Source organism: Microcoleus pseudofavosus SVA1_A4, assembly GCF_036700565.1.
Taxonomy (GTDB): Bacteria; Cyanobacteriota; Cyanobacteriia; order Cyanobacteriales; family Microcoleaceae; genus Microcoleus.
Genome location: NZ_JAUBPE010000003.1, coordinates 85,416 through 105,067 on the forward strand (window position 1 = coordinate 85,416; position 19,652 = coordinate 105,067).

The following is a 19,652-nucleotide window of genomic DNA, read 5'->3' on the forward strand; positions in this document are numbered from 1 at the left end:
ATTTCTTTTTAATTAACCGCAGAGAACGCAGAGGACACAGAGTGAAAAAAGACAGAAATAATTTATTTCTTAGTCTCTTAAAGAGGGACGATAGTTGATACAGCCACAATTTTAATCGCCGACGTATCAAACAACTAAAAACAGACTTAAATATTAACCAAACATTCGAGTTTCCACAAATTCTTGAACCCGGGCTAAATGGCTGGACAAACTCACTAATATGTTCTCAACCCTCTCAATATTTGACAATTCCGCCCCTGGTGGTTCAGATTGAAAGCCTCGCGCTTGATGCTCCAATTGTGCGGCCAAATCCGACATCAGAGCAACTCCCACATTAGCAGAAGTTCCCTTGAGACGGTGTGCTTGATATTCCACAGCTTGCCAATCTTTAGCTTCGACGGCTCTTTTGGCAGCAGCCACATCAGCTTGCGCGTTTGCCACAAAAGCTTGCAAAAGTCGCTCGGGCAATTTAATATTAACTCGTCCGAGTTGCTCCAATCTGCTCCTGTCGAACAGTCCGTCGCAGTCTCCGTGTTCCCAAGTTTGAAGTGCGATCGCCCTTGGTGCCGGCCCAGCCACAACCTGCGCTTTTTCCACAACTTCTGTATAATTTGTTGCTAATTGAAATTTATTTTCAGAATTAATACTTTTAACTCCATACTTATTTTGACACTGAACATTTCGGGCTTCATACTTTTTCAGCGCCGCCGCCAAAGCATCTAAATCTACAGGTTTGCTGAGATAATCGTCCATCCCCGCCGCGAGACACTTTTCTCGTTCCCCCGGCATAGCATGAGCAGTTAAAGCCATCACAAAAGTATGCCGGTCGCCCTTTTCTCGTTCCCTCAACTTTTGCGCCGTTTCGTAACCGTCAAGTACAGGCATTTGACAGTCCATCAGCACTAAATCATAGCTTTTTTCGGCCAGCAAATCCAGCGCTTCTTGACCGTTGGCAGCGCAGTCAGCGTGATAGCCTAAAACTGCCAATTGTGCGACTATAACTTGTTGATTGATCGGGTGGTCTTCCGCCAGCAAAATTTTCAGCGATGACGGCGAATTTGGAGTAACAGATTGAGAATTAACTGCTGGCAACTTGCAAGTATTAGCAGCCTCCAAGCTCCCAAACTCTCCCGTTTCCTTAACGGGGGCCAGCAAAGCCTCAAGCAGGCGACTCGGCCGCACCGGCTCGATCACATAGCCGTTAAAACCCACACTGCAAAGCGCTTCAGCCTTGGGCTGTTCCCGCAAAGCAGTCATGGCGATTAACGAGCCAACTGCTTGCATCGATCGCACTTGCCCAGCAAATTCCTCAGCATCCAAATCCGGCATTTGCAAGTCCACAAGCACCGCATCGCAGCTTTTTTCCCCTTCCTCCGAATGCTGAGAAATCCGGTCCCGGGCATTTTTCAACCAACTCAAAGCATCAGCAACAGTTTGTGCCTCGTCGCAGCGCGCACCCCAACTTTGAGCGAGCGATCGCACCGCCCCACTCCTCAAAACGCTGGCAGAGACTACTAACAGCTTCTTACCCGCAAGTTTGGTAGTCTGAGGATCAACTTGCAACTGTTTTTCCAAAGGTACAGCAAACCAAAAAGTCGAACCGTTGCCGAGAAAACTGCGAACCCCTATTTCGCCTCCCATCATCTCCACTAACTGCTTGCAAATAGCCAAACCCAAACCCGTCCCGCCGTAAGGCCTAGTAGGAGAATCGTCTACCTGAGAAAAAGATTGGAACAGCTTTGTCTGCCCTTCCGGCGAAATTCCAATCCCCGTATCGCGCACCGAAAATAGCAATTTGGCAGCTTGTGGGCCTCCGGTCGTTCGATCGCCCCGCTTGACACTTACGTGAACTAAAACTTGACCGCGATCGGTAAATTTTATCGCATTTCCCGTCAAATTCAGCAAGATTTGCTTCAACCTGCCCGAGTCGCCCACCAACTTTCTCGGCACCGAACAGTCAACTAAAATATTCAATTCAATACCTTTTTCCTCTGCCAAAGGCGCCAGCATTTCTATCACCGATTCCATGCAGCTATCCAAATCCAAATCAGCCTTTTCCAGCCGCATTTCTCCAGCTTCAATCTTAGAGAAATCGAGGATATCATTAATCACGCTCAGCAAATGTTCGGCACTGCGGTAAATAGTCTGAGCGCACTGCCGCTGTTTCGGTTCCAGAGGAGCGCGCAGCAGCAATTGAGCCATCCCCAAAACCCCATTCATCGGAGTGCGAATTTCGTGACTCATATTCGCCAAAAATTGCGACTTCACCCGGCTCGCTTCTAGGGCAGTTTCCCGCGCTTCCACCAACTCATTAATCTTGTCGGCCACCATCACAATTCCCCCCACTTTGCCCTCGGGATCGTACCAAGGGTGAGCGGCCCAGCGCAGGTACATAACAGAGCCGTCGGCCCGTTCCCAAGCATCTTCGCTCACAGAAACTACGTTACCTTTGAGAACTTCTTGATACATTACTTTCCAGCGATTCGGCGTATCGGGAAACAATTCGTAATGACTACAATTTGTCAGGGACTGCCATTCCAAATTAAATTGAGTCAGCCATTTGTGAGAATTAGCTAAATAGCGCATTTCCCTATCGAACATCGCCATTGCTACCGGCACGCAAGTAATAATTTGTTTCAGTTGCTGCCGTTCCCTTTCTAGAGCATCTTCGGCCTGTTTGCGCTCAGTAATGTCGCTAATCATACCGGCCATCCGCAGCGGTTTTCCCTGATAATTCCGCTGAGCTTTTCCCTGAGAAGTGCAGTAGCGGTAAGTACCGGATGAGTGCAGCAGTCGGAATCCTACATTGTAGTCTATTTCTTGTTCCAAGTGAGCGCCGATCGCCAGGACGATTCCGTCCTTGTCCTCGGGGTGCAGGCGGTTGTAGAGAGCTTCCATAGTGCTGCCAAATTGAGCCCGCCGCAAACCGATAATTTCCAAAAGGCGATCGTTCCAATAAACCTCATTTTTACTTAAATCCCAATCCCAAATTCCGTCGTTCACTCCCTCTAAAACTAATCTGTACCGTTCCTCGCTTTCCTTAAGTTTTTGACTGGTATTAAACGCTTGAGATTCGGCGCGGTAAACGCGAAGGGCATTGTACAAACTGCGCGCCAAACTGTCGGGAGACATCTTGCCTTTAGCTATATAATCCGAAGCTCCAGCCTTCATCAATTCCACAGCAATTTGTTCGTCGCCTTGACCAGTGAGCACAATTAAGGGAACTTTTATCCCAGATTCCCGTACCTCTTGCACCAAAGTCAGTCCGTCTCCGTCCGGCAAGCCGTAGTCTAGAAATACGCAGTCAAATTTGCACTCAAATATCTGATTTAATAGCAGCGAATTTTCTGGCAGATCGACCTCGCTTAAATAATGTTGAGATTTATCTTGTTTGGAGAGTGGAGCGATCGCCGGGGTAGAATTTTGGCTGACCGAGAGTTGGGCCCGGGCATCCGCACAGTCTTCTGCTTCAGTAACTTCTGCCGAAACCCCAGCGGACTTGAGCGAGCGTTTGACCGCCATCCGATCGACTGCATCGTCATCAACTATCAGAATTTTGAGAAATTTGTCCATAACAACCGAATTGTGGATTACTCCGAAAAAGCTGCGGTCTGCAAAAAGGAATTAAAACAAATGCACTGCTGAAAAATCACAAGCCACCTTGAAAAATTTTCTGTTAAATTTTCCCTATTTTAGGGAATTTCGCTCAGCATCCAGTACCTGTTGAGGGTAGCCATCACTTCCACAAAGTTAGAAAAAGTAACAGGTTTAAGAATATAGCCGGCTACATTCAAATTATAAGCTTCTACCTTATCTCTATCTTCATTAGAAGTTGTGAGGACGATCACCGGAATCGACCTCAAACTTTCATCCAGCCGCAATTCTCGCAAAAACTCGATCCCGTTCATTCTCGGCATATTCAAGTCTAGCAATATCAACCGGCGCGCTTGAGGCATTGCAGGCTCTATTTTTTCTTTTCCGCGCAATATAGCCAGAGCTTCTAATCCGTTGGCAGCCATGTAGAGGGGGTTGACGATGTTATTTTTTTTGAACGCTCGCCGGACGTTCATCACATCAACCTCATCATCTTCTACCAAGAGGATATGAATTTTTCTGTCTTGCATAAATTAGCCCCTTTGCAGATGTTTTTTAAGCGCCAGTCTCCTTGGGGAGGTTTCGTCAGCACCCATCGCGAACCCAGCAGGTTTAATCTCTATTGTCCTTTGTCAAGAATCATTTATGCCTCAGCCGGTGGCGGTATCTATCCGCAGGCGTACTCCCCCGTCAGGGCACGAGCGGGGCAGCCGAGATCCAAAAACTCGCCAATAACGCCCTCAGAGAGCTACTTTGACATCCTCACCGGGAGTCAACGCCACGGTGATTCCAAGAATTACTTCTTGGGTTTCCTCTTTCCACGACTCGGCTTGCATTGAGGAGTTGCCTCACCAATGCAGAGGTCGATGTCTCCAGAGGCGTTAGTTCCCGTGTGCCCCACGGTACGTAGTGCTAATTCCAGTATGTTGATTGCCGCGTTCCAGTCTCGGTCTAATACAAACCCACAATGATGACATTTATGAGTTCTCGTACTCAACGACTTTTTGACTTTTTCCCCACAGTTGGAACAATCTTGACGCTCTGTAGTGGGGTGGAACGGCAACCGTTACCACGCCGAACACCTTACCAAAATATTCCAGCCATTGGCGGAAAGTAGACCATGCAGCATCGGAAATAGACTTGGAAAGTTTTCTGTTTCTGACCATGTTCCGCACCTGCAAGTCCTCGTAGGCGACCAAGTCGTTAGACTGGATGACGCACAATGCCTTCTTCATGGCAAAGTCTTTACGCTGCCTACTTACCTTGAGGTGTTTTCGACTCAAGCGATTTCTCGCCGCTTCTCTGTTTTTAGAGCCTTTCTGAGTTTTAGAAAGTCTACGATTAAGGCGTTTAAGCGCTTTCTCGGACTTTCTCAAATGACGGGGATTTTCAACGGTTTGCCCATCCGAATCGGTATAGAAGTGGGTCAGACCCACATCCAACCCGATAGTTTTACCCGTTGGTTCTCGCTTCTGGACCCGCTCAACATCAAGACAAAACTGAACGTAGTACCCGTCTGCACGACGAACAACCCGAACCCGTTTAATCAGATTAAACTGGTAGAAGTGCAAATTTCTGGTTCCCCACAACTTGAAACTTCCGGCTTTAAACCCATCGGTGAAAATGATGGTTCTTCTATCCTCCGACAGCTTCCAGCCACAGGTTTTGTATTCTACAGAACCATGTGTTTGATGCTTTTTAAAGCGTGGGAAACCAATATACGCTGCTTTCTTCTTACAGTTGTCGTAGAACCGAGCGATAGCCGACCATGCTCTTTCGGCAGAAGCCTGACGAGCCATGGAGTTGAGCTTGCTCGCCCAAGGAAATTCCTTGGCAAGAACTGCACAATACGCGCTCAGTTCATACCGTCCAATTTTCGGGTTATCCATCCAGTATCTGATGCAAGAATTGCGGATAAAAAGAGCAGTACGAATGGCTTCATCTAGCCGCTCATACTGTTGTTTTTCTCCCTCAAGTTTTGCTTCAAATACCAGCATTTTACGTCGCCATACCTGACATAAATAATTCTAACACAGGTACAGAATCCAGAAAAGTCCCCCTGGAAGGGGGAGGCTTTAGACCCATTAATTTTGGTAAAATCTAAAACTCATCTACCTTATTATTAATCGCCATGTCAGCCGATCGCAAACTCTACGAAGGCAAAGCCAAAATCCTCTACTCCACCGAAGACAGCGAAATTTTGCTGACCCACTTCAAAGACGACGCCACAGCCTTTAACGCCCAGAAACGCGGCAGCATCGCCGGCAAAGGCGAAATCAACAATGCCATATCAGCCCACCTGTTTCGGATGCTAGAAGCCAAAGGCATTCCCACCCACTTCATCGACACGCCAGCCCCCAACCAAATGCGAGTCTGCCGCGTCCAAATCTTGCCCTTAGAAGTCGTCGTCAGAAACATTGCCGCCGGTAGTCTTTGCAAGCAAACCGGACTCGCCCTCGGCACAATTGTCAATCCACCGCTGGTCGAGTTTTATTACAAAAACGACGATTTGGGAGACCCGCTGCTGACCCGGGGCCGACTCCAGTTAATGCAGCTAGCCACCCCCGAACAAGTAGACCAACTAGAAATCGCCGCCCGCGAAATTAACGAAATACTCAAAGAATTTTTCACCGAGTGCGGCATCACCCTAGTAGACTTCAAACTAGAATTCGGTATCGACCAACATCAAAATCTGATCCTCGCCGACGAAATCAGTCCCGACACCTGCCGCCTCTGGGACAACACAGAAACTGACCCCGATGCCCGTGTTATGGATAAAGACCGATTCCGCCGCGACTTGGGATCGGTAGAAAGTGCTTACCAGCAAGTTCTCCAGCGGGTTTTAGCTCAGAAAGTCTAGAGGCCTTAACAATGAGCTACAATTGCACAGTTTGTCACGGACATTCAGCACTCAGCAGTCAACAGTTAGCAGTCAGCGGCAAATTCAACCGACTCAATAACTAATGACTAATGACTAATGACTGATGGCTGATGGCTAATGTGGTGTGTGGATTGCCTAAAAAAGTGAACAAAAATGCGCTTATCTGCTGTATTGGTGGCAGTTTTTACTGCCTCAGCAACATTCGGGTTATCAAATTCGGCTTCCGGCCAAACATCCTACTCTGAATCAGCAGAGGAAACTTTGGCCGCCGTTACCCCTGCCCCGTCGATCGAATTACCCGATCGCCCCGTTCCAGAATTAACCCAAAATCCTCCTCAAAACCCCAAAGCCGCTAAAACCAGCAAAGCCGAAGCCCTAAAAATAGTGGCGGCCCCTGCCAGAGGAGAGGACGACCGCGAACCCCCAAACCGAGTCACAGACCCGGCATCCCCGGTTTCGCCTGCTGGCTTTCAACTCAAACCAGAGCTAGCCTCCAACCCCTCCCCCGCCTCTAGCAGCCAAAACGCCCTGCACGGGCGATCGCAACTGGGCAGCGCGCTCCCCCCCGATCGATCGGCTGTAACGCCCGCCTGGATCGCAGCAGAGCTAGGGAAACCAGATGAATCCGGGGCGATCGCTCAAAACCCCCAAGTTACCCCCAGACCTGCGCCTGCCAGACCGGCCCCAGCCAGACCGGCCCCAGCCAGACCGGCCCCGGCGAGCCCTCCGACTAACACCGTTCCCACATTGCCCTCTGGCCCAGCACCGCAGCCCAGACAAACCCCCGCACCCGCCGGGGCGGCCGAACCGCAAGTGCTAGTTGCAGAAGTTACCGTCACCGGGGCGACGGGAGACCTGGAGCGCGAGATTTACCGAGTCATCAGCACCCAACCGGGACGCACGACCAACCGCAGCCAACTGCAACAAGACATCAACGCTATTTTTGCCACGGGCTTTTTCAGAAACGTGCGGGCAGTACCGGAAGACACCCCGTTGGGCGTCCGGGTGACTTTTATCGTGCAGGCAAATCCGGTGCTGCGGGGAGTAACAATCACCGGCCAGCAAGTGCTGCCCCAAAGCGTAATTGACGAAAGCTTCCGCGATCAGTACGGCCAAATTCTCAACCTCCGCCGCTTTGAGGAGGGAGTGAAAAAAATTAATGCGTGGTATCAAGAGAACGGCTATGTTTTGGGCCAAATCACTGATGCCCCGCAAGTAGGAGAGGACGGCACAGTCACCCTGGTAGTGGCAGAAGGCCAGATCGAATCCGTTGATGTCCGCTTCCTGAACAAGGAGGGAGAGGCAACAGATGCCACCGGTCAGCCGATCGGAGGCAATACCAGGCGCTTTGTCGTCACCCGCGAAGTAGAACTCAAGCCCGGAGAAATCTTTAACCGCACTAAGGCGGAAAGGGATTTGAGACGGGTGTTTGGTTTGGGAATTTTTGAAGACGTGCGACTTGCCTTGGAACCGGGAACGACAGACCCCCGCAAGGCAAGGGTAATTGTCAACGTCATCGAGAAAAATACTGGTTCTCTGGCCGCGGGTGCGGGTTTGAGTTCCGCGACGGGTTTGTTCGGTACGGTGAGTTACCAGCAGCAAAACTTGGGCGGTAGGAACCAGAAATTGGGGGCTGAAGTACAAATCGGGGAACGCCAAACGCTGTTTGACCTGAGTTTTACTGACCCCTGGATTGCGGGCGATCCTTACCGGACTTCTTACACGATTAATGCGTTTAGAAGACGATCGATCAGCGTGATTTTTGACGGCGGCGAACAGGAAGTCAGACTGCCCAACGACGATCGACCCCGCATCGTCCGCACCGGTCTCGGCCTCAATTTTACCCGTCCCCTGTCGCGCAATCCTTTTGCCGATTCTGAGTGGACTGCTTCAGTCGGCTTGCAGTACCAGCGAGTCTCAATTACCGATCGCAAAGGCCGTCGCGAGTCCGAGGACGAACTCGGCAACCAGTTGAGTTTTAGCGATTCGGGCTCCGATGACTTGACAACTTTGCAAGCAGGTGTTGTGCGCGATCGGCGCAACGACCCCCTCCGCCCCACTAGCGGTTCCCTGATCAGGTTTGGGATGGAACAATCGATTCCTGTAGGTTCCGGCAGCATCCTGTTAAACCGCCTGCGGGCCAGCTACAGCTTTTACCTACCAGTCAGGTACACTAACTTTACCCCCGGCCCTCAAACGCTGGCATTCAGTTTTAGAGGCGGCACAGTATTCGGAGATTTGCCTCCCTACGAAGCCTTTGCCTTGGGCGGCGCCAACTCGGTGCGCGGATACAACGAAGGCGACCTCGGAGCCGGCCGCAGCTTCCTAGAAGCCAGCGTTGAGTACCGTTTCCCGATTATTTCGTTTATCGGCGGTGCGCTATTTTTGGATGCTGGCACCGACTTGGGCACGGGCAAAGATGTCCCGGGCGACCCGGCCGGTGTCCGCAACAAGCCCGGTAGCGGTTACGGTTACGGCCTCGGCGTGCGGATTCAATCTCCTTTAGGGCCGATCCGGATCGATTACGGTATCAACGACAGCGGCGACAATCAAATTCACTTTGGGATTGGCGAGCGATTCTAAGTTGGCAGTTGGCAGTAGACAGTTGACAGTTGGCAGTTGACAGTTGACAGTTGGCAGTTGACAGTTGACAGTTGGCAGTTGACAGTTGACAGTTGGTAGTTGGCAGTTGACAGTTGAGAGTTGAGAGTTGAGAGTTGAGATTTGACTACTGACTGCTGACTGCTGACTGCTGACAGTTGACTACTGACTACTGACTGCTGACTACTAACTAATGACTATTCAACGTACCTTAAAATCTGAATTTGAACTGTCGGGAACCGGTTTGCACAGCGGCGAACAAACTCGCGTCCGAGTTTTGCCTGCTGCGGTTGGGGAAGGTCGCTATTTTGTCAGAATAGACTTGCCTGGTGCTCCGATAATTCCTGCAAAAATTGAGGCGGTTTGTCAAACTGCACTTTCAACGGAACTGGCAGGTATCGATGCTCAAATTCGCACTGTAGAGCATCTATTAGGCGCTTTGGCGGGGATGGGAGCAGATAATGCTCGAATTGAGGTTGATGGGCCGGAATTGCCGCTGCTAGACGGTTCGGCTCTGGTTTGGGTAGAGGCGATCGCCCGTACCGGCTTAGTTCCTCAAGAACCGAAGCAAGACCCCACTCCCTCCTGCCTCCTAGAACAGCCAGTTTGGGTGCGTCACGGGGATGCTTTTGCAGCGGCTTTACCGTCAGCCGAAACTCGGTTCAGTTACGGAATTGATTTTGAGGAACAGGCGATCGGCAATCAATGGTACAGTTGGTCGCCAGAGGCAGAAAGTTTTGCTAGCGCGATCGCCCCAGCCCGCACTTTTGGACTTGCTCGCCAAGTTGACCAATTGCGACAAGCAGGTTTGATCAAAGGTGGTACCCTAGAAAACGCCCTAGTTTGCGATCGATCCGGCTGGCTCAACCCGCCTTTGAGATTTGCCAACGAACCGGTGCGCCATAAAATCCTAGACTTAGTAGGCGACCTCAGCCTGCTGGGAACTTGGCCAAAAGCTCACTACTTGGCTTACAAAGCCAGTCACAACTTGCACGTCCAACTCGCCTTAGCACTGAAATCCCAAGCTTGGGCCGTCGTGAAGGAGACAAGTTAGAAAAGGTGCCAGCCAAGTCACCGTTACAATTCACAACCCAAGACGCGATCCCTCGCGTTTCTACCACACTCAAAAGTCTTCAAGCAATGTCCACGCTGACTGAAGTTAACACCCTCAATACTGCTAATTCTGAATCCGTTCCCACCGAAAACGGTGATGATTCTCCAGCGGTTAAATCTACTTTTACTCTCGAAGAAATTCAGAAATTATTGCCTCACCGCTATCCTTTTGCACTGGTAGACAAGATTGTTGATTACGTGCCGGGAGTGCGGGCTGTAGGAATTAAAAATGTGACTTTCAACGAACCGCATTTTCAAGGGCATTTTCCCGGAAGACCGATTATGCCTGGGGTCTTAATTGTCGAAGCGATGGCTCAAGTTGGCGGTATTGTTCTGGCTCAGTTGCCTGACATCGAGCAAGGATTGTGGATGTTTACGGGAATTGATAAAGTCAAGTTCCGCCGTCAGGTTGTACCGGGCGATCGGTTGCTGATGACTGTAGAATTGCTGTGGGTAAAACGCCGTCGCTTCGCAAAAATCCAGGCTCTGGCTGAAGTAGACGGACAAAAAGTTTGTGAAGGAGAATTGATGTTTTCGATGGTAGATTAAATTTGGGAATTGGTGAGGGCTTGCGGGTAGTTTTTACTTGTGAGTTTTGAATTTAAATTAAAACCGCGAAGCGTTCCTCGGAACAAAGCCATATTAAAATTTAAAAAATTCCTTCTTCCCTCTTCCCTCTTCCCTTTCCCTTCTTCCGTCAACATCCATCCGTTAAATCCGTTAAATACGTTAAATCCCTTACACTGCGCGTTGCCGAACTTCCTTCCCACTTACCAGCAAAAAAACTGACAAATGCTTACTTTGATTCACCCAACTGCTGTGATTCATCCCGGCGCTGAACTTCACCCGACTGTAGAAGTGGGAGCTTATGCTGTAATTGGGGAAAGAGTGAAAATCGGGCCGGATACTAAGATTGGTGCTCATGCAATTATCGACGGACTAACAGAAATAGGCGCTCGCAATCAAATTTTCCCCGGTGCGGCGATTGGCTTGGAACCTCAAGATTTGAAATACGAGGGTTCTCCGACTAGGGTGAAAATTGGCGACAGCAATCAGATTCGGGAATACGTGACAATTAACCGCGCTACTGGAGCGGGGGAAAGCACGACAATTGGCAATCATAATCTATTGATGGCTTATGTTCATGTGGGACACAATTGCGCGATCGCCGATCGAGTAATTATCGCGAATGCTGTAGCCTTGGCCGGACACGTTAAAATCGAGTCTCAAGCCCGATTGAGCGGTGTTTTGGGGGTTCACCAGTTTGTCCACATCGGCCGCTTGTCTATGGTGGGCGGCTTGAGCAGGATCGATCGAGACGTGCCTCCTTATATGCTAGTCGAGGGGAATCCTTCGAGAGTGCGAGCAATCAACAAAGTAGGCCTCGAACGCGCAGGTTTTACCGCAGAAGATTTGCTAGTTTTGAAGAAAACTTTTCGTATTTTATACCGTTCTGGCTACACTCTCAATCAAGCTTTGGAACAGTTGGATTTGTTGCAGGAAAACCCCCATTTGCAGCACCTGCGGAGATTTGTGCAGCAGTCTATAACGAAAGGGCGGCGCGGTTTGATTCCAGGGAAAAAATGAATGAGGTAGAATAAACCTATGAACTAAGCGACTGTTGCCCTATGAATGTATATACTTCAGTCAAATCTACATCCCCTGAAACAGAACAAGATGGCAGCATTAGATTCTCAGATGTTAGTTGGGATCAATTTGAAGCGATAGAAGCAGCTTTTAAAGATGTCAGAGGTGTGAAATTTTTCTATCTCGATCAAAAACTGCAAATTCTGACTGTCTCGCCCGAACACCAAATAATCAAGAAAACTCTCTGTATGCTCCTAGAGGCATATATGAGAGCAAATGGGATTAGATTTTACGGCAAGGGCGGGCCGACTTTGGGTGACAGAGAATTAGGCGGTAGAAAAGAGCCAGATGATTCCTATGATATAGGAACCAAAAAAATAGTCCCAGATATTGCTATTGAAGTGGTAATTACCAGTGGCGGGATAAACACTCTAGAATTATACAAAAGATTGGGCGTTCGGGAAGTTTGGTTTTGGCAAAATAGTCAGTTATCTCTCTATTACTTAACAGGTGAAAATTACGAGCAGATTGCCCGGAGTACATTCCTTCCCGATCTGGACTTAGAATTTCTGCTACGCTGTGCTAATATGCCCGATCAATATGATGCTGTTACCGAGTTATTAGCAAACATCTCACCTGTATAAAGTCAGAATATGAAAATTTTTATCAGCACTGGTGAGGTTTCTGGCGATTTGCAAGGATCTTTGTTAGTTGCCGCCTTAAAACGTCACGCTGTCGCCGCTGGTTTGGAGTTAGAAATTGTCGGATTGGGCGGCCCTCGTATGGCAGAAGCTGGGGCTACTATTTTAGGCGATACTGTGGGCATTGGTTCTATGGGCCTTATAGAATCTGTACCCTATATTTGGCCGACGATCGTAGTTCAGCAAAAAGCTAAACAATATCTCAAAAACTTTCGCCCCGATGCGGTTGTATTGATTGATTATTTGACTCCAAATCTCGGCATTGGCAGCTACATCCGCCGCTGTTTGCCGGATTTGCCGGTGGTTTGGTACATCGCACCTCAAGAATGGGTTTGGTCGATTTCTCCTCGCAATACCGATCTGATTGTCAATATTTGCGACCAACTTTTGGCAATTTTCCCCGAAGAAGCTTGTTATTATCAAAAAAAAGGAGCCCAAGTGAGTTGGGTTGGTCATCCTTTGGTGGATAGAATGCAATCTGCGCCCAGGCGGGAAGTTGCCCGCAAAACTTTGGGAATTGTGCCGGAACAGGTGTCGATCGCCCTAATTCCCGCTTCCAGACACCAAGAACTCAAGTACCTGATGCCGGTTATATTTGAGGCAGCTCAAATTATTCAAGCTAAATTGCCGGAAGTTCATTTTTGGATTCCGCTTGCTAACAAAGCTTTCCGCAGCAAAATCGAACAGGCGATCGAGAATTACGGTTTGCGGGCTACTTTGTTGGAAAATCAAACTCTGGAAATCTTGGCGGCTGCCGATCTGGCGATCGCTAAATCTGGTACTGTTAATTTGGAGCTAGCTTTGCTCGACGTTCCGCAAGTTGTCGCCTACCGCGTCAGTCCGATTACGGCGATTATTGCTCGCCACCTCCTGAAATTTTCGATTCCTTTTATGTCTCCGCCCAATTTGGTGCAAATGAAGCCGATCGTCCCGGAGTTGCTGCAAGACGACGCTACTGCGGAAAATATAGTGAACCACGCACTGGAATTGCTGCAAAATGCCGATCGACGCCAGCAAATGAAGGCAGGTTATCGGGAAATGCGCGAAAGTCTCGGAGATGTGGGCGTGTGCGATCGGGCCGCTGCGGAAATAATGAAAAATGTTAAATTAAATACAGCTTCTTAAAGCAATTTTGGTATTGAAAGGTTATGTATAAACTTGGTTCCTTTGTGGCTGGCTCGTTGACAAACCCAAGATTTATTACCAGAAACGCGATAGATTTCCTTAATTTCTATTAAAGCAACTTTGTTATTGAAATGTTATGCCAAGCAATCGGAAAAAGCGACCGATCGCTGTTGATTTATTTGCAGGCGCGGGCGGCATGACCCTGGGCTTTGAACAAGCAGGTTTTGATGTACTTGCCTCAGTCGAGATTGACCCAATTCACTGCGCTACACACCAGTTTAATTTCCCGCTGTGCTCTATTGTGTGCAAAGATGTCGCAGACCTTACGGGATCGGAAATTCGGAAAAAATCGGCGATCGGGCGGCGCGAGATAGACGTAGTAATCAGCGGTTCGCCCTGTCAAGGATTCTCGATGATGGGCAAGCGCGATGTGGACGACCCGCGAAATTCTCTAATTTTTCACTTTCAGCGCTTAGTTTTGGAGCTAAAACCCAAGTTTTTCGTAATGGAAAATGTGCCGGGAATTGCATCAGGAGAACACAAAGAACTCCTGAAGCTTTTAATTAGCTCTTTTCTGGAATCAGGCTATCAAGTAGAAGAAAAATATCAAGTTCTTAACGCCGTTCACTACGGAGTGCCTCAAGCTCGCAAACGATTGTTTCTGATAGGCTGCAAAAAAGATTATGAGCTGCCCAAATACCCTCAGCCAACTACTATACTCCCGAAAATTAAAGTTCCTAAACGCTATAAAAAAGTTAATTTACCTGCTGTCCCGACAGTTTGGGATGCGATTGGAGATTTGCCGGAAGTTGAAAATTACAGCGAGTTGCTGCACCGAGATTGGGTAATGGCGGAGTACGGAAAGTGCAGCACTTATGCGAGTATAATGCGCGGCATTGATGGTTTGGATGATGATTATTCCTACGATCGCGAGTACGATCGACAAATCCTCTCTTGTAGTTTGCGAACAAAACATTCTCTGGAATGTATGGAAAGGTTTCGTGCTGCCAAACACGGCGAAAAAGAGCCGATCAGCCGTTTTTACAAGCTGCATCCCAATGGAGTTTGCAACACTCTCAGGGCCGGAACCGACAGGGCCAGGGGGGCTTATACTTCGCCGAGACCGATTCACCCGATCGCGCCTCGGTGCATTACAGTCAGAGAAGCTGCGCGGCTGCATTCCTATCCTGACTGGTTTAGATTTCACGTTACAAAATGGCACGGTTTTCGCCAAGTCGGAAATTCTGTACCGCCGTTATTGGCGAAAGTTGTAGCAGCGCAGATTATTAGCGCTTTGGGCGTGAAAGCAATTAAGCCGAGTCTCAAGCTGACATGGGGAGATGATTCGTTGCTGCAACTGAATTGGTCGGAAGCAGAACAATATTATCTAAAAGGTTAAGTGAAGTGTAGGGACACGGCAGTGCCGTGTCCTTACGGGGGGCTAACGATAGGCGGGTGTACTTCATAAATGTGGAATCTGCTGTAATTATCTGTAATTGGGAATTGGGAATTGGGAATTGGAAGTACGCTCGCGTAGCCGAAGTATTGGGAATTGGTAATTGCTAATTGTTAATTGGTAATTGGTAAACAAGTAGTGATTTTTGCCTTTCATCTCCTTATACAGAGCGGGTTACATCAAATCGCACCACTACTTGTGCAGGACTACCCCCAAGTAAGCGCGGGCCACCGTCCCTTGTATCAGTGGACACAGGTCGATGACCAAAAATTTCTTGATGGTACCCACCACGTGATTTATCCGTGGAATCAATCCAAAATCTAAAATCTAAAATCCTCAAGCCCCCGAATTTATCCGTGGGGCCAATCTAAAATCTAAAATCTAAAATCTAAAATCGAATGACAGGCACGAGATGTCCCCGGTAGTTAAAGAAACCGGGAATGTATTCCGGCGCGCGGTGCAGTTTTTTCAAGGTGAGAGTGGGAACGACTTCGATTAGGCGCCTGCTATCCAAACCGTAGCGATCGTCCTATACATCAAATAGCAACATCAACATCTAGATACTATTTAAGATTTTAGATTGTGAAACTCTGCCGGAAAACATTTTGAGAAATTTCGCTGAGTTTTGCAACAATTACGAGTCTTTTGGAATTCTAGAGCTATTGTATAAAAAGTGTATTTTCAGGAGACTCAACTACTATGGGTTGGTTTAAAAGACTGTTCGGACTCGAAAAGCCTGAAGCCCCGGCTGAACCGATGGCACAAGTAGTACAGCAAGCAGCCCAAGCGCAATCCATTGCTCCTGCTAAAGTCGGCCCAGACGGAAATTTTGACGAAAGCGGCTTGGCGAAGCGGGTTGCTTTAGCTTTTGACGGCGATGCCGAAGTTGCTGATATCGAGACTGTTTATGTGGCTCAGCTCAGCGGCACGGTTGTTCTCAAAGGTCAAGTTCCCAGTCAGGAAATTCTCGACAAGTTGGTGGCGATCGCCTCTGCTGAAGAAGGTGCCGCAGGCGTGCAAACCGATCAGGTGACAGTCGGCTAGAGCCTATTGGCTCACTTCTGCTATCCCTCCTCACTTCCCTGTTTAAGGGGAGTTGAGAGGGGATGCAGGGGCTTGTCAAAGCTGGGAAACTAGATATCGAAAGTTTTTTAGCCATAACTAAGTTGCTGGAGTCGATCGAACTTGACCCCCAGCAAACCTTGAGATCCCGCTGTAGCGGGCTTTTTTGTGCCCTCTGACCGTTAAAATATTAATTTTTTTTAACTTGACTGGTTATTTCATTAAATGGTAAAATACAATACAGAAAGTGAAAAGTTTTTACTGACTAAAAAGCAAACCTGACCTGACTGCCCTTTTTATCTCCATACATATAAGGATCAAAAAATATGAAACTCACTTATCGCGGCGCAAACTACGAGTACGACATTCCGACAGTAGATATGATCGAAGGCGAAGTCGCGGGCAAATATCGGGGCCAAAACTGGAACTATCGCTATCCGAGACACATTCCCGCCCCACCAAAATCCGGCGGCCCAAACTATACCACAAAGGGAGATTCTCAAGCTGGCGATCGGGATACCGCAGCAGCTAGCGCCCCAGCGGCGGTGGAATCTTACCCAACAGTTGTGGAAGTGGCGCAAGTCCACCGGGCGAATATTTGCAATATTCTCGATCGCAGAACGCAAGCAGCCAAAGCCAATGGCGATGAAAGACTCCTGCGCTTGCTAGAAATTGAGTCTAGACAGATGGTCTGTTAGAGAAAAAGCTCAGAAAGTCGAATATTTGTCAAGAGGGGGAAATCGAAAGCGGCTTGATTTCCCCCTCTTCCCATACAGCACTTTTCAGATAAGTGAAGTACAAATAAACCAGTTTCTGTCACCCCTTGACACAAACAACCTGCTTCAAAGTCGCCACAACTTCCACCAAATCCGACTGCTGACTCATCACCTCATCAATCGGCTTATAAGCCCCCGGAATTTCATCTAAAAATTGCTCATCTTTGCGGCACTCAACCCCCTCAGTCTGCCGCACCAAATCATCGAGAGTGAATACATTCTTCGCTTGATTGCGAGACATCAACCGCCCCGCACCGTGACTGCAACTACAGTAACTTTCAGCATTTCCCTTCCCTTTAACAATGAAAGATTTCGCCCCCATCGAACCCGGAATAATCCCATAATCCTCAACATCCGCGCGCACGGCACCCTTGCGAGTCACATACACATCTTCCCCAAAATGCACCTCTTTTTCCGCGTAATTGTGGTGGCAATTCACCTCTAATAACGGCTTAACAGATTTGCCTCCCGCGACGTGCTTTTCCACAATTCGCTTAAACCGATTCATCATCACGTCGCGATTAAAACGAGCATAATCTTGCGCCCACTGCAAATCGTGCCAGTAAGCGGCAAACTCCCGCGTACCCGCTACAAAATAAGCCAAATCTTTGTCAGCCAAACTAATTTCTGCCAGTTTAGCTAAATCTTTAGCAGTCTCTATATGCTGCTGTGCGAGCAAATTTCCAATGCCGCGAGAACCGGAGTGCAGCATCAGCCAAACAAAGTTTTCAGTATCAACGCAAACCTCAATAAAATGATTGCCACCACCGAGGGAACCCATTTGTTTTAAGGCTTTATTGTCTTGGTGCTGCACGCCTTGATGAAGTTCCTTAAACTCCCCCCATCTCTGCCAATTAGTGACAGTTTTTTCTACTTCTTTATTTTCCGCAAATCCCACAGGGATTGCCGCTTCGATATCGAGGCGAATTTGTTTGAGTTTTCCTTCTAATTTGTTGGCGGTGAAAGGCATTTTAATCGCAGCCATCCCGCAACCAATATCCACGCCCACCGCAGCCGGAATAATCGCTTCTTTTGTAGCAATTACTGAACCGACTAAAGCACCTTTGCCTAAATGTACGTCGGGCATCAGTGCGACGTGTTTGAATACAAAGGGCAAAGATGCTACGTTTGTGGCCATCTTGGTTTCTTTTTCGCCTAGGGCGTGATTTGCCCAAGATAGCACGGGTTTTGGGGTTGATATGTCTAATTTTTCGTAGGGCATTTTTGTTTAAGTTTGTTTTGCTAATTTGCGTGTAGTACATATTGTAACATACAAAATTTATGATGTCAAATACACCTGACAGACTAATTCTCGTAGGGTGCGTCATATCAATTCCGGTTTCATGAGCGAGATGATAGGCAACGGAGGACACGGCAATGCCGTTTCCCTACTCCAAAATAATCATCAGCACGACCTCAGAGATTTAACTATCGCCCGATTAATTGTAGGGAAACGGCACTGCCGTGTCCTGATTGTGGGTAATGTTAATTCCGATGCCACCGGATTTGATATCAGTCGCGTTAGGGGCGGGCAGGATGCCCACCCTACAATAAAACTGATTCTTTCTTTGTGGAACAGGCCGGAAAGCCTGTTATTGAAAATTGAAAATCCTTAAGAAATGCCTAAAGATTGAATGAATAATTTACTGTAGGGTGCCGATTCTTGTACCTTCGCCAGCGAACCAAACAGCTCTTTTCCCCCGAAGATAACTAATGTCTTCTGTTTAGAGCGAGGTTCTTGACTCAGGACTTGTGAATGAACGGACAGAATGCTATCTGAATCCCAACGATAGAAATAGTCCAGGTCGCCGCAAAGCCCTTCTTCAACATCCTTGAGATTAGGAAAAAGTTCTTTAGACGAACGCGGTTCATGACCGATTAAAATTAGTTCATCTGATATCTCCATTTTTTCAAGATCGATTTGATACATTATCCCTTCATTAGTACTAATCAGAATGCGATTGTCTGATAGGTAACATATACAATACCCAAAACCATCATCCGAATCAGGCCAAGGCCATTTGCATTGACCGAGGAGATTGCAGTCAGGAAAACTGAACCGACTGAGTTCTCTCTCAGAATCATCTAGTACCAAAAATTCGCTACCTGCGGGGTGAAATACTGGAGGAATTGTGTCCGCCAAACACGCAACCTCTACAGCATGAATCTTGATACCATCATCATAAAGCCAATAGACTTGCTGTCCGTCCTGACCGGCAGCAGCCCAAAGAGCTAAAATTTGATTTTCCGGGTGCGGGTGAAACGAGAAGGAACTCCATCCAAAAGGGTCTTCGAGCAAAAGTTGTCGCTGAATTTGCCACGAACTGGTATCGCGAATTTGAATCTCGACTTCCTCGCCTTCAATTAATTTCATGCACCAAAAACGCACGCCGTCTGCATCAAACCAGCAATCCTGAAATCCATTCTTGTTATGCAAATGTGAAACCTCAACAGGAGGGTTAGGTAGCTGTTCTTCAAAAACTAGCTGGTTTTCTGCTGTCAAAATTGCTAAATGATTGCCATTTGCCATAATTGCTGCCAGCAAATCGCCTTTGGGACTGATGGCTAAACAGCTAATTGCGTCGTCGGGAAGCTGGTATTCGTATTGTGGGGAGAAGTTACGATCGACTAAAGTGACTTTTTTGCGATCGCAACTTGTCGCAATCGTCCACTCGGAATCAGTGCGTTGATTTATATATGAGAACGACCAGTCAATTTGTCTTTCATATTTTGGTAAAATCAGCATAAAGATATTT

The 19,652-nt window shown here is 48.0% G+C and carries 16 protein-coding genes and 1 pseudogene; 11 read left to right on the top strand and 6 right to left on the bottom strand.

The window, feature by feature from the left end; translation table 11 throughout:
• Positions 1 to 153: 153 nt before the first annotated feature.
• The 3 genes and pseudogenes from QUA02_RS02165 to QUA02_RS02175 form a co-directional block, all read right to left on the bottom strand.
• Positions 154 to 3,573 (bottom strand): hybrid sensor histidine kinase/response regulator, encoded by a 3,420-nt coding sequence (locus tag QUA02_RS02165; protein ID WP_333024954.1) that lies wholly within the window; start codon positions 3,571 to 3,573, stop codon positions 154 to 156.
• Positions 3,574 to 3,692: 119 nt separating this feature from the next.
• A complete protein-coding gene (locus QUA02_RS02170; protein ID WP_333024956.1) occupies positions 3,693 to 4,124 on the bottom strand; it encodes a response regulator in 432 nt (143 codons plus the stop codon).
• Between the two features lie 266 nt (positions 4,125 to 4,390).
• Positions 4,391 to 5,591: pseudogene (locus QUA02_RS02175) on the bottom strand (RNA-guided endonuclease InsQ/TnpB family protein).
• A 134-nt stretch (positions 5,592 to 5,725) separates the two neighbouring features.
• Between QUA02_RS02175 and purC the strand changes: the two are divergent.
• The 8 genes from purC (at position 5,726) to QUA02_RS02215 (ending at position 15,001) form a co-directional block, all read left to right on the top strand.
• Entirely contained in the window at positions 5,726 to 6,454 is a 729-nt protein-coding gene (gene purC, locus QUA02_RS02180) for a phosphoribosylaminoimidazolesuccinocarboxamide synthase (protein ID WP_333024959.1), read from the top strand.
• Between the two features lie 174 nt (positions 6,455 to 6,628).
• Positions 6,629 to 9,058, top strand: coding sequence for a BamA/TamA family outer membrane protein (locus QUA02_RS02185; protein ID WP_333024962.1), 2,430 nt, complete (start codon positions 6,629 to 6,631; stop codon positions 9,056 to 9,058).
• 211 nt (positions 9,059 to 9,269) lie between these two features.
• Positions 9,270 to 10,130, top strand: a complete 861-nt coding sequence (gene lpxC, locus QUA02_RS02190; protein ID WP_333024964.1) for a UDP-3-O-acyl-N-acetylglucosamine deacetylase — start codon at positions 9,270 to 9,272, stop codon at positions 10,128 to 10,130.
• Between the two features lie 86 nt (positions 10,131 to 10,216).
• A complete protein-coding gene (fabZ, locus tag QUA02_RS02195) occupies positions 10,217 to 10,738 on the top strand; it encodes a 3-hydroxyacyl-ACP dehydratase FabZ (RefSeq protein ID WP_333025101.1) in 522 nt (173 codons plus the stop codon).
• Between the two features lie 243 nt (positions 10,739 to 10,981).
• Entirely contained in the window at positions 10,982 to 11,776 is a 795-nt protein-coding gene (gene lpxA / locus QUA02_RS02200; protein ID WP_333024965.1) for an acyl-ACP--UDP-N-acetylglucosamine O-acyltransferase, read from the top strand.
• Positions 11,777 to 11,817: 41 nt separating this feature from the next.
• Positions 11,818 to 12,420 carry a Uma2 family endonuclease gene (locus tag QUA02_RS02205; protein WP_333024967.1) on the top strand — a complete coding sequence of 201 codons (603 nt, stop codon included), beginning with the start codon at positions 11,818 to 11,820 and terminating at the stop codon, positions 12,418 to 12,420.
• A gap of 9 nt (positions 12,421 to 12,429) precedes the next feature.
• Entirely contained in the window at positions 12,430 to 13,602 is a 1,173-nt protein-coding gene (gene lpxB / locus QUA02_RS02210) for a lipid-A-disaccharide synthase (RefSeq protein WP_333024970.1), read from the top strand.
• A 136-nt stretch (positions 13,603 to 13,738) separates the two neighbouring features.
• Entirely contained in the window at positions 13,739 to 15,001 is a 1,263-nt protein-coding gene (locus QUA02_RS02215) for a DNA cytosine methyltransferase (RefSeq protein ID WP_333024972.1), read from the top strand.
• 445 nt (positions 15,002 to 15,446) lie between these two features.
• On the opposite strand, the gene QUA02_RS33525 is transcribed toward QUA02_RS02215, so the two are convergent.
• Positions 15,447 to 15,572, bottom strand: a complete 126-nt coding sequence (locus QUA02_RS33525) for a chemotaxis protein CheW (RefSeq protein ID WP_445305109.1) — start codon at positions 15,570 to 15,572, stop codon at positions 15,447 to 15,449.
• A gap of 185 nt (positions 15,573 to 15,757) precedes the next feature.
• On the opposite strand from QUA02_RS33525, the gene QUA02_RS02220 reads away from it, so the two are divergent.
• A complete protein-coding gene (locus QUA02_RS02220) occupies positions 15,758 to 16,102 on the top strand; it encodes a BON domain-containing protein (protein ID WP_333024975.1) in 345 nt (114 codons plus the stop codon).
• A gap of 344 nt (positions 16,103 to 16,446) precedes the next feature.
• The gene (locus QUA02_RS02225; RefSeq protein ID WP_333024977.1) at positions 16,447 to 16,818 is read left to right on the top strand and encodes a DUF4278 domain-containing protein; all 372 of its coding nucleotides are present in this window, start codon (positions 16,447 to 16,449) and stop codon (positions 16,816 to 16,818) included.
• 118 nt (positions 16,819 to 16,936) lie between these two features.
• Here QUA02_RS02225 and QUA02_RS02230 read toward each other — a convergent pair whose 3' ends face one another.
• Positions 16,937 to 18,118 carry an RtcB family protein gene (locus QUA02_RS02230; protein WP_333024980.1) on the bottom strand — a complete coding sequence of 394 codons (1,182 nt, stop codon included), beginning with the start codon at positions 18,116 to 18,118 and terminating at the stop codon, positions 16,937 to 16,939.
• Positions 18,119 to 18,239: 121 nt separating this feature from the next.
• Between QUA02_RS02230 and QUA02_RS02235 the strand changes: the two genes are divergently transcribed.
• Positions 18,240 to 18,512, top strand: coding sequence for a hypothetical protein (locus tag QUA02_RS02235; protein ID WP_333024982.1), 273 nt, complete (start codon positions 18,240 to 18,242; stop codon positions 18,510 to 18,512).
• Here the strand turns inward: QUA02_RS02235 and QUA02_RS02240 are convergent.
• Positions 18,509 to 19,642: a hypothetical protein gene (locus QUA02_RS02240; protein ID WP_333024983.1), complete on the bottom strand. Its 1,134-nt coding sequence runs from the start codon at positions 19,640 to 19,642 to the stop codon at positions 18,509 to 18,511. The genes QUA02_RS02235 and QUA02_RS02240 overlap by 4 nt on opposite strands.
• Positions 19,643 to 19,652 lie beyond the last annotated feature (10 nt).

What these genes read in the sequence shown, in the direction of transcription:
- QUA02_RS02165 (WP_333024954.1), bottom strand. Translation starts at nt 3,573, where the DNA reads ATGGACAAATTTCTCAAAATTCTGATAGTTGATGACGATGCAGTCGAT.
- QUA02_RS02170 (WP_333024956.1), bottom strand. Translation starts at nt 4,124, where the DNA reads ATGCAAGACAGAAAAATTCATATCCTCTTGGTAGAAGATGATGAGGTT.
- purC (WP_333024959.1), top strand. Translation starts at nt 5,726, where the DNA reads ATGTCAGCCGATCGCAAACTCTACGAAGGCAAAGCCAAAATCCTCTAC.
- QUA02_RS02185 (WP_333024962.1), top strand. Translation starts at nt 6,629, where the DNA reads ATGCGCTTATCTGCTGTATTGGTGGCAGTTTTTACTGCCTCAGCAACA.
- lpxC (WP_333024964.1), top strand. Translation starts at nt 9,270, where the DNA reads ATGACTATTCAACGTACCTTAAAATCTGAATTTGAACTGTCGGGAACC.
- fabZ (WP_333025101.1), top strand. Translation starts at nt 10,217, where the DNA reads ATGTCCACGCTGACTGAAGTTAACACCCTCAATACTGCTAATTCTGAA.
- lpxA (WP_333024965.1), top strand. Translation starts at nt 10,982, where the DNA reads ATGCTTACTTTGATTCACCCAACTGCTGTGATTCATCCCGGCGCTGAA.
- QUA02_RS02205 (WP_333024967.1), top strand. Translation starts at nt 11,818, where the DNA reads ATGAATGTATATACTTCAGTCAAATCTACATCCCCTGAAACAGAACAA.
- lpxB (WP_333024970.1), top strand. Translation starts at nt 12,430, where the DNA reads ATGAAAATTTTTATCAGCACTGGTGAGGTTTCTGGCGATTTGCAAGGA.
- QUA02_RS02215 (WP_333024972.1), top strand. Translation starts at nt 13,739, where the DNA reads ATGCCAAGCAATCGGAAAAAGCGACCGATCGCTGTTGATTTATTTGCA.
- QUA02_RS02220 (WP_333024975.1), top strand. Translation starts at nt 15,758, where the DNA reads ATGGGTTGGTTTAAAAGACTGTTCGGACTCGAAAAGCCTGAAGCCCCG.
- QUA02_RS02225 (WP_333024977.1), top strand. Translation starts at nt 16,447, where the DNA reads ATGAAACTCACTTATCGCGGCGCAAACTACGAGTACGACATTCCGACA.
- QUA02_RS02230 (WP_333024980.1), bottom strand. Translation starts at nt 18,118, where the DNA reads ATGCCCTACGAAAAATTAGACATATCAACCCCAAAACCCGTGCTATCT.
- QUA02_RS02235 (WP_333024982.1), top strand. Translation starts at nt 18,240, where the DNA reads ATGAGCGAGATGATAGGCAACGGAGGACACGGCAATGCCGTTTCCCTA.
- QUA02_RS02240 (WP_333024983.1), bottom strand. Translation starts at nt 19,642, where the DNA reads ATGCTGATTTTACCAAAATATGAAAGACAAATTGACTGGTCGTTCTCA.